Origin of the sequence: Nocardioides sp. (genome assembly GCF_035481145.1) — a bacterium.
Classification (GTDB): Bacteria; Actinomycetota; Actinomycetes; order Propionibacteriales; family Nocardioidaceae; genus Nocardioides.
Map to the genome: position 1 here is coordinate 1 of NZ_DATIHB010000089.1, position 3,007 is coordinate 3,007.

Genomic DNA, 3,007 nt, shown 5'->3' on the forward strand with positions numbered 1-3,007 from the left:
CCCCTCGTCGCGGGCACGCTCGGCGGTTCGGCGCCCCACGACGCGGGCGTGCGCCGGGGAGACCAGCAGGTCGCGGATCTCGTGGGCCAGGGCCGTCGACTCCGACCGTCCGTCGTCGGCACCCAGCAGCTGCAGCTCGCGCACCAGCTCGTCGAGGTGGCGGTCCTGCTGCAGGCTGAGCGCGACCGGGCACTCGGCCAGCCGCACGAGCGTCCAGCCCGGCGGTAGCGCCCCGTCCGGCGCAGCAGCATCGTGCGGGCGGGCTCGTTGCAGCTCTCGCGCGCCGGTGGCCGTACCGGGCCCGGCCAGGTCTGCCCACACCCGCTTGCCCCGTGCGGTCTGCTCGACCCCCCACCCCGCGGCGAGCGCCGCCACGATGGCCAGTCCGCGGCCGGTCGCCGGCAGGTCGGTCCAGTCGAGCGGGTCCTCCACGAGGCTCGGCGTCCGGACGTGGAGCGCGTCCGCACCGACCGGACCGTCGTCCTCCACGGCGACCCACACCCCCGGCGCCCGGTCGCTCCGCTCCACGGTGACGTACATGAAGCGGGCACCCGCATGCAGCGCCGCGTTGCCGCTCAGCTCGCTCGTGACCAGCTCGGCGTCCTCGACGTGGTGCGCTTCACCCCACTCGGTGAGCGTGTCGACGACGAAGCGGCGCGCAGCCGGAACGCTGACCGGGTCCGCGGCCAGCTGCACGTGCCGCCTGCCCGGCGCACCCTCCATACGACGTGAGGCTAGACCCCTGCGCGACACCTGCGTGCCAACCGACACCGAGATCGGGGCGTACACCATGCTCGCTCTACGAGCCCGTTCGTGCACACTGGTCAGTAGCGCCGCACTCACATTGGGGAACAGACATGCCGAGCCTTGATCAACCCTCGAGCGAGACCGACACGCCGACGACGGACCACGACCACGTCCCTGCCTCCGACGTCGGTGTCGAGCTCGGCGATCGGCGCCCGACGACGGACGCCTCGTCGAACCCGTCACGGATGCTGGAGGTCGCGGCCCGTACGGCCGACGAGCTCGTGGCCAACGCACGGACCGAGGCCGAGTCGCTGGTGTCGACGGCGCAGGCCACTGCCCACCAGATCGGGGAGGCCAGCCGCAACGAAGCCGCGACGATGGCGGACGAGCTGTCCCGCGCGCGGGCCGAGCAGCTCGCGGAGATCGAGAGCGAGCGCGCGGCGGCAATCGGTCAGCTGGAGGACGAGAAGGCCAACCTCGAGGCACGCATCGCCGCGCTGAGCGAGATGGAGGCGGCGCAGCGCGACCGCTTGCGCGACCTCCTCACCGAGCAGCTCGCGCAGCTCGACGCAGAGCGTCCCGTTGCGCCCACCGACGGCGCCGAGTGAGCGTCAAGCACCAGGAGTGGTAGGGCCGGCCCCCGGGGACACATCACCGGACCAGAGAAGTGGTGGAGCCTAGGGGACTCGAACCCCTAACCCCCTGCTTGCAAAGCAGGTGCGCTACCAATTGCGCCAAGGCCCCGTGATGGTCTCGTGACGGTCGCTGCGCGACCTCCTCGACCAACGGTGTTGAGCGTCAGGCCTTCTCGACGGTGTCGGTGGCCTCGGCCCAGAGGGCCTGCTCGTTCTTGCCCTCGTCCAGCTTCTTCTTCGCGAGCACCGCGCCGGCGGCGGCGAGGACGACCAGCAGGAGCTTCTTCATGGACTCTCCTCGGATGCTGTGCACAGGTGGGACGAAGAACCGGAGTGGGCCTAACAGGACTTGAACCTGTGACCTCTTCCTTATCAGGGAAGCGCTCTAACCGTCTGAGCTATAGGCCCGCACTCGCCGCAAGCGGCGACGCCGAAGATTACCTGACCGCGGTCAGGCCGTGCCAATCGGGGATGGGTTTCGAGGCTCGCTGCGCTCGCACCTCAACCGGCGACGGGGTCAGATCACTTCTCGTCCTCGGCCAGGGTGACCTCGATGCCGCCGAGGAGGGCGGCCGCGAGGTTGTAGAGGAACGCCGTCAGGGTGGCGATCGCGGTGATCAGGACGACGTCGAGGACCGAGACGAGCAGGGTGAACCCGAGCACCCGGGACATGCCGACGTAGTCGGTCACGTCGAAGGTCGAGTTGCCGCTGTCGCCCTCGACGATGCTCGCCACGGCGGAGTTGATCGAGTCCCAGACGCCGGCGGCGCCGCGCACCGACCACACCATGAAGATCGCGACGAACGTGACGACGCCGAAGGCGACCGACAGCAGGAACGACGTCTTCATCACCGACCACGGGTCGACCCGGGTCAGCCGCAGCCGCGCACGACGGGGCTGCCGCCCGGCCGTACGACGTACGCGACTGCCGCGCGACTCCTTGGGCGCCGCGTTGGCGCGGTGCTCCTCGGCGGCGCTCGAGAGCGTCGACTGGAGCCGCTCGGTCAGCGAGGGCCTGGCGGCCTGCTTCCCCGGCGTACGTCGGGTCGTGTCACGAGCGGGTGGCGCGGTGCGCTCCGACATGGATCACTCACTCCTCGGTGTCGTCGTCGGGGGTCTCGGTGCTGGCTTCCACGCTGTCTTCCACAGCGTCCTGGCCCTCGATTGTTGCACCGTCGACCACGTCGGGCGATTCGGCGGCGGCCTCGCGGGCGTCCGCCTCGACCTCCGAAGCAGCCTCTGCGGCCTGGTCCTCGACCTCGTCGTCCTCGCGGGCCTCGACCGAGCGCGCGACGACGGCGACCGTGTCGCCCTTCTTGGGCGTCACGAACTTCACGCCCTGGCTGTCGCGGCCGGTGGCCCGGAAGTTGGCGTCGATCGGGCTCCGGACGACCTGGCCGCCGCTGGTGATCGACAGGACCTCGTCGCCCTCCTCCACGATGAACGCGCCGACCAGGCCGCCGCGGTCCTCGTTGCTGAGCTTGACCGCGCGGATGCCGACGCCGCCGCGGTTGGTGATGCGGTAGTCGGTGATGCGCGAGCGCTTGGCGTAGCCGCCGTCGGTGATGGTGAAGACGTACTGCTCCTTGACGTCGGGCAGCTCACCGGCCTCCGTCGACCCTCCT

Annotated in this window: 5 protein-coding genes and 2 tRNA genes; 1 reads left to right on the forward strand and 6 read right to left on the reverse strand. The window is 70.6% G+C overall.

Annotated features, from left to right (window positions below; genetic code table 11):
- Positions 1 to 723: ATP-binding protein (locus VLF38_RS07675; RefSeq protein ID WP_325270685.1), on the reverse strand; the 723-nt coding region annotated here is incomplete at its 3' end.
- 134 nt (positions 724 to 857) lie between these two features.
- Between VLF38_RS07675 and VLF38_RS07680 the strand changes: the two genes are divergently transcribed.
- Positions 858 to 1,355, forward strand: coding sequence for a hypothetical protein (locus VLF38_RS07680; protein WP_325270686.1), 498 nt, complete (start codon positions 858 to 860; stop codon positions 1,353 to 1,355).
- 60 nt (positions 1,356 to 1,415) lie between these two features.
- Here the strand turns inward: VLF38_RS07680 and VLF38_RS07685 are convergent.
- The 5 genes from VLF38_RS07685 to VLF38_RS07705 all read right to left on the reverse strand — a co-directional run.
- Positions 1,416 to 1,491: transfer RNA gene (locus tag VLF38_RS07685), tRNA-Ala, on the reverse strand.
- A gap of 54 nt (positions 1,492 to 1,545) precedes the next feature.
- Positions 1,546 to 1,671: a DLW-39 family protein gene (locus VLF38_RS07690; protein WP_210428882.1), complete on the reverse strand. Its 126-nt coding sequence runs from the start codon at positions 1,669 to 1,671 to the stop codon at positions 1,546 to 1,548.
- A gap of 45 nt (positions 1,672 to 1,716) precedes the next feature.
- Positions 1,717 to 1,790, reverse strand: a tRNA-Ile gene (locus tag VLF38_RS07695).
- A gap of 114 nt (positions 1,791 to 1,904) precedes the next feature.
- Positions 1,905 to 2,465, reverse strand: a complete 561-nt coding sequence (locus VLF38_RS07700) for a DUF3566 domain-containing protein (protein ID WP_325270687.1) — start codon at positions 2,463 to 2,465, stop codon at positions 1,905 to 1,907.
- Positions 2,466 to 2,472: 7 nt separating this feature from the next.
- On the reverse strand, positions 2,473 to 3,007 hold a 535-nt coding region (locus VLF38_RS07705), incomplete at its 5' end, for a DNA gyrase C-terminal beta-propeller domain-containing protein (RefSeq protein ID WP_325270688.1).

Excerpts from the sequence above, each read along its gene's own strand:
- VLF38_RS07680 (WP_325270686.1), top strand. The coding sequence starts at position 858 with ATGCCGAGCCTTGATCAACCCTCGAGCGAGACCGACACGCCGACGACG.
- VLF38_RS07690 (WP_210428882.1), bottom strand. The coding sequence starts at position 1,671 with ATGAAGAAGCTCCTGCTGGTCGTCCTCGCCGCCGCCGGCGCGGTGCTC.
- VLF38_RS07700 (WP_325270687.1), bottom strand. The coding sequence starts at position 2,465 with ATGTCGGAGCGCACCGCGCCACCCGCTCGTGACACGACCCGACGTACG.